Source organism: Shewanella pneumatophori (assembly GCF_023283895.1).
GTDB lineage: Bacteria > Pseudomonadota > Gammaproteobacteria > Enterobacterales > Shewanellaceae > Shewanella > Shewanella pneumatophori.
The window spans coordinates 82,936-89,125 of sequence record NZ_JAKILB010000017.1 but is presented as its reverse complement, the minus strand read 5'-3'; the positions used below and the strand labels follow the sequence as shown (position 1 = coordinate 89,125).

Sequence of the window (6,190 nt, the reverse complement as noted above, 5' to 3'; positions counted from 1 at the left end):
TGTAACTTTCATATTGGACACCTTTTGTTAGTTATTGAACGCACAAATTCAATATGGCGCAAATGACGCCGGTTTAACAAGAGGTGTCCATCCCATCATCCCTGTAAGCTCTACGATGGCATCCATGCCATCAGAGGCCTCAGCTGTATCTACACTTGGTTAGAACTGCATAACCTTTAATATTTAGCGTTACGCCTAAAGTCCTAGCTAGTTTTTGGACGTCAATCAGTTATATTTAAAGCTCTTAAAGTCATTAGTCTCATTAAGGAATGTATAGTAAGTGGGTATACGTCAAATAACGCCAGCCATAAGGTGCGCCCCACCGAACTCACCAAGCCAACTGAACTTCAAACCAAAACTGCCGAGTGTAATGCGTCACACTTGATTGCCTTGTTATGCATATTTTTCACGACTCTCCGGAAACCACATTAGGATCATTAGCTTTGCTAACGGTCAAGTGCAGAACTGGAAATTCAGAATCACCACTAATGCCACCCACCATTTTTTGTATTTCAACAGCGGCAAATGCAAACAAATCCATCTCACGAAGAGCGCTTAATTCAGCATCAAGATCTCGACTAGCATTAATTTTTTGGATTGGCTCCATGTCTTGTGCAAGCTCAGACCAATCTTTGGCATTTTGTAAGAACGAGCCGACAAGATCTAATTCTTCATCAGACAGGTTGTCACTATAATCCATATAACTTGCAAGGCACCCTGTTAAGATACCGAACATTTCTTTCCCCGTGTGAATAACGTTTAACTTTTCAGGAATCTGCGCTTTGTCTCGTACTACCCTAACTTTAGGGATTTTTGGGGCGTCTTTAAGTTTATCTTCGACCCACTTCTCATGATTAGACTTAATAATTCGGAGTAAGTCGGGAGTGTAAGTTTCTACTTGATCATCTATTTGCTTGTGGTGAACTCGACAAAGTAATATGAGATTTGAAACGTCATCGATTTTATCTCTTGGAAAGCTAGAGTCGCTTCGAGGTCCGCTCTTAGCACCAGAAACAATATGACACTCTTCACCAACAACTGACTCAGAGTCATTGCTAGTGCTTTCGAACACCAACGTGTGCCGACACATAGCACATTTATTTCCGGATTTGCCCCAAAGGATTTTCCGGTTTTTATCTGAAATTGACATCAATTTTCTCTTATATGCATAACAGTATATTAGGCTGAATTCTGAATGAGAACGGTCTTAATAAGAACAGTTCACCAATACTTTTATCACTCAAGACTACCAGTAAACAATTTTATTAATAATGACTTACAGCATAAAACGAACAGATTCCCTGTTTCTCTGTCTGAGTGAAACAAAGAACCTCCGGCATAGCATAAAGTGCAATGTTCATGAAAGAAGAAAAGTCATTAGGTTCCGGCCTATATGATAATTCCGGGGCATTTTTAATTTAGAAACCAAACCTCTCAGCCAAATAAGTACGCCAAATATCAAGTGTAGATGCGGCCGTGACCGTCCATGACAAGGTGAGAGATAACGATGTTATCAAGTTTTCGAACGAGAGGCAGGATGCCGAACTGGCCTTTTAGCAGGGATGCTATTCGTCATGGCCGAGCTTCCAAGGCGAATTCTGTTCCATACAGAATTTGGCATTTCCTCCATCCTTGGAGGTCAGATGGACTTGTAGCGTGTCGCGGCAGTATCTGCACATACGCCGCTGCAGGCGATTGATAACTAAGTAGCTACAAATTCAAACACGCCATTATGTAGCAACAATACAAAATGTAATCAACTTTCATTCGAAGCTAAACACGTTTTGGGGCATTTTCAAGTTACACCCAAAAACGATTAGCCTAAATGAGTACGCCAAATATCCAGTGTAGATACGGCTGTGACCGTCCATGACATGGACGTCATGGCTGAGCTTCCAGGGATGGACTTGCAGCGTGTCACGGCAGTGTCTGCACATGCGCCCGCTGCAGGCGATTAGTAACAATGAAGGTGCAATTCATAATTCGCTATCAGATAGCGCTACCCAAAAATATAATAACCCTTCATTCCAAGGCTAACTCACATTGTTGAAAGCTCAGCACTTGGTGTTAGAGATTTGATGGTAAAGATTTCGTGTTAGAGTTAGCCAGTAGCTGAAAGTGTAACCACTTCAGTGGCTTAGATATTAGCAGCTTGCCAGTGAGTTAAGCCAAACCTTGTGCGTTGAAAGAAAAGCTTGATTACTCCTACCTGAACATTAATGACTTGGCCATCTTGCATCATGTCACGGACGGTCAAATTGCAGGTAAGGGAGCATTATTTAACAGCAGCATTTAATGACACAACCTATGTGCATGTGTTTTAGTATTGCAGCAGAACCTCCAGTTTCACAGATTGTTTGTTACCAATAAGGCCTTGGTTTGCCGAAAGGGGTTTAACTTACGTATTTTGTTTGGTATATTTTATACAATTAATTCTATGTGATGTAATTTTCAATAAAAAGGTAACATGATGGAAGCAAATAACACAGATTGGCGCTATACGGTTATGCCGGCGGTGTTTACATGGCTAAAAGAGTCAGGATCCGGCACCCTTGAAATAGACCTTGAAGCAACACAAAAATACGCTGCAGATATTTTGGAAGTTCAAGGTAAGGGCGGAAGTCGAATGGGTGGCCTTGTTGGCTCCGGCACTCTAGGTGAGAATAGCTACTTAAGCTCTGATCAGCGCCTTGCTTTACTTAAAGCCCTTTCTGATGTTGCTAAACAATATAATGTTCCATTAATCAGTGGTGCTGCGGCTGAAACGAAAGAAGAGCTTGCCACTATTGTTACCGAACTTGCGACAGTTGGAGTGGATACCGTAATGGTGATGCCACCAAAAACGAAGCAAGCGCCTTCTGATGAAGAAATGTATGCCTACTATGAGCTTTCTGCAATTGCTGCAAAAGAAGCAGGCATAACCATTATGCCTTATAACAACCCTGATGCAGCTGGATATCATGCGCTTTCAACTGATATTCTGAGAAGACTTGCTGCTCTACCTGAAGTCACGGCTCTGAAAATATCAACCACAGATGTGTCAACTATTGAAACGCTGATGTTAGAGAATAAAGAGTTAAAAATTCTGGCAGGCGTTGACACTGTAACTGTACATGCGGGGCTTGCTGGCGCATGCGGTGGTATTACTGGTGTAGGTTGTATATTCCCGAAAGCCAGCGTTTCTATGCAAGAGTATGTTAATAATGGCGAATGGGCTGAGGCAAACAAAATTTCTCAGGCGATGAATTCTATCTCATACCTTGATGCTCAGCCGCTGCTTATGGAATATCTCAAGTTTGCTTTTGGTATTCACCATAATGACACAGTTGGCGGTCTTCGTACTCTTGGGAAGCAGCTAACTCAAGAGCAAATTGATGATGTTCGCGCAAGATACCTTCTAGCGAAAGAAAGACTTGCAGTTTTAGGCTTAGCTGAGTAATCCTCGCAAACCTTCAAAAATGAAAGCGCCGTTTTTACGGGGCTTTCTATCTCTATCTCTATTTCTGGTTTATTTCTGTTTTGCTTTTGGCATTAAAAAGTATGCTTTATTAAATAATCTAACCAGCTACTTATTGCTACCATCCAAGTCATTGTTCTTGTACTTGTGATATTTGCACTTTCAGCGCTGATCGCCTGTACCCGAACATCCGCAGAGGGGCAATTGATAAGTCGATCTGCAAGTCGCTCAGGCTTGCTTGTGACAAACATAAAAAGGCAGACAAGCTTTATTCAATGGCTACGATATTTTTAAGTTTAAATTAATAAAAGGCTATTAATTCTTATTTAGATCCGCTAAAAATATTATTACCGTTCATCAGTTATCGAGTGCAATGCAACAGATCTGCAGCTACAAACCCAATATGCGAGTAGGGGATCAGTCGTATCCTGCTTATGAACTCAAAAACTTAATCAATTATTTAGCTGACAACTTTGCTATGGAGCATGTTGAGCAGCTTTATGCCGATATTGGCTTAGACAACGCTGCGCTTAGGTCGAGTGAATTTGTTTATGTGTGGCAAGTTGATTACGCCATGAGTTTTATCCGCAGGTTAAGCCAAGATCCTGAAATTGCAGCTAAAGCCGCAAGTCGCTATAAAGTGGTCGAATTAGATGTGTTGCAGCCTTACTTAGCCAAGTTTAATACTTTAGGTGATTGCTTACAGTTTGCCATTGCTCACCCTGAACTGGTCGGCAGCTTTTCAGATACCCTGATTAGAAATGATTTGGGCCGTTTACATGTGCGCTGGCTCAATACTAATAAAGTTGAACTTGAGCGCTATAGCTGTCAATTTCAGCACAGCATTTGCTCGCTGTTAGCCTTTGCTAAAGAGTTAACGGCACAGCCAATACTATTAAGCCATATTGCGTTAGCTGAGCCCTGCAGAGACGCCAGTTTCTTAGCGGTTAAAGCCGGTGCTGAAGTTGAGTTTGATGCTGAATTTTTTGAGTGGTCGATTGCCCATGAGTATCTTGATTTGCCACTGACTTACCCGTTTGAGCAACCTCTGAATCAACAGCAGTTAGATGTAGAGTCATCCTATATATCTGAGCTATTAAATATTTTACGTCAACAAGCACCAGATTTGCCGTGTATGGACGCGATGGCAGAGCTGCAAAATATTAGTGCAAGAACTTTAAGACGTAAGCTGGCGGCGGCTAATACCAGCTATCAAAAGCTGGTGGATCAAGTGCGCTGCCAAATGGCTATTGATTTGATCTTAACTAGCGATTACTCGATAGATGAAATATCTGACTTAATGGGCTTTGGCGAAGTGAGCCATTTTCGCCAAAGCTTCAAACATTGGATTGGTCATCCCCCTGGACATTTTCATCGCTTAAATCGACCACTAGTGGCTGAGTCATCATCTTAGGTTTTATCTCGTTTGTGTTTGTAATTGTATAAGCTCGACTTCATTTATATTTAGGTGGTTCATTGCTGGCAATTTGCTAGCTCTGCGGGCATTTCATCTATCCACTGCTTGATAAGTGCAACCGCGTCTGTATGAGCGATTGAACGGCCAATGGGTGGCATTCTGTCTTTGGGCTGGTTAAGTTCTTGCCTATACACCAATATCGAGTGCTCACCGTCACCGGGAATAATATCGTAAGATAATCCGCGCTCACCGCCATCCCAACCCGGCGGCTGTTTACAGATCCCATATTCAAAGCTGGTGTGGTCCACATAAAAGCCTAGCCTTAATCCCGATATGCTGGCAAAGCCTTGCGGGTTATGGCAATGAGCGCAGTTAATATCTAAATAGCCTTTGGCTCTTGCGGTAAGCGGCGCTGACTCATCAAAAATATCGTAGGTTTTGCCAACCTCGTTAAGCTGTGGCAAGCCTTGTAATAGTCCTTGCTGCTGCCAGAGTTGTAGCTGATTAATTTGCGCCCCTTGATTAGTGATGGTTCGATTAAGCAGGTGCGCTTTTAAGCCAATAGGTTCAATTTTACTGCTATCGCTGCTGGTTTGATGACAAAGCTTACATTCGGCGCGGCTAGGGACGTGGTAAGCAAAGCTCTGACTTTGACCTTTATGGTTAAGTGTATGGGCCACATCTTTACCGGCAACTTGCAGTATAGCGTCGCCGTTTTGCCAAAGGTAGGACAGCGTTGTCCAGCCAGTCTCTCTATGAATTAATAGTCGAGTTTCGATTAACACTTCGTTATTGGCGCCACTAACTTGAGTATCAAATGGTAACGAAAACGTTTTTACTAAAACCGTGCCGACTGGCATGTCAAAAGTAGCAGTTGGATCAAACTCGATGCTTTTACCTGTAGGTACAAAGATAAAACGGTGCTTATTGGCGTAGTTTGAAAATAGCTCGGTTGCTAGATGGTAACTTAACCCCGGTGATACTGCTGAGCTGGTGGGAATACTTGGGTCAACAAACAAACCGTACTGCGACAGTGACTCGCAATCTTGCTCCATCAAGGCATTCCAGTTTACTTCTGTAGTGGTGGCGTTGCAGCTAGATGAGGGATCGGGTGTTGGCTCAGGCGTCGGTTCAGGAGCTGGATCTGGCTGGCTAGCATCAACAGTTGTTTGTACTTGTTCATCTGAGCCACCGCAGCCGGTGGTTAAGAAAAGTAGAGTAATGACGATAACTGAAATCGGTATGCGCATAAATAAATCTCCATTTATTGGAGTTATTGCGGTTAAAAAAGGCCGACATTTGCCGGCCTTTGCTTT

At 42.7% G+C, this 6,190-nt stretch carries 4 protein-coding genes; 2 read left to right on the top strand and 2 right to left on the bottom strand.

Going from position 1 to position 6,190, the window contains the following annotated elements:
- Positions 1 to 406: 406 nt before the first annotated feature.
- Positions 407 to 1,090, bottom strand: a complete 684-nt coding sequence (locus tag L2740_RS19445; protein ID WP_248951702.1) for an HNH endonuclease signature motif containing protein — start codon at positions 1,088 to 1,090, stop codon at positions 407 to 409.
- Between the two features lie 1,380 nt (positions 1,091 to 2,470).
- Between L2740_RS19445 and L2740_RS19440 the strand changes: the two genes are divergently transcribed.
- Together L2740_RS19440 and L2740_RS19435 are read left to right on the top strand one after the other, a co-directional pair.
- Positions 2,471 to 3,439 carry a dihydrodipicolinate synthase family protein gene (locus L2740_RS19440; protein WP_248951701.1) on the top strand — a complete coding sequence of 323 codons (969 nt, stop codon included), beginning with the start codon at positions 2,471 to 2,473 and terminating at the stop codon, positions 3,437 to 3,439.
- A 391-nt stretch (positions 3,440 to 3,830) separates the two neighbouring features.
- A complete protein-coding gene (locus tag L2740_RS19435; RefSeq protein ID WP_248951700.1) occupies positions 3,831 to 4,871 on the top strand; it encodes a helix-turn-helix transcriptional regulator in 1,041 nt (346 codons plus the stop codon).
- A gap of 59 nt (positions 4,872 to 4,930) precedes the next feature.
- Here the strand turns inward: L2740_RS19435 and L2740_RS19430 are convergent, their stop codons facing one another.
- Positions 4,931 to 6,124: an SO2930 family diheme c-type cytochrome gene (locus L2740_RS19430; RefSeq protein ID WP_248951699.1), complete on the bottom strand. Its 1,194-nt coding sequence runs from the start codon at positions 6,122 to 6,124 to the stop codon at positions 4,931 to 4,933.
- Positions 6,125 to 6,190 lie beyond the last annotated feature (66 nt).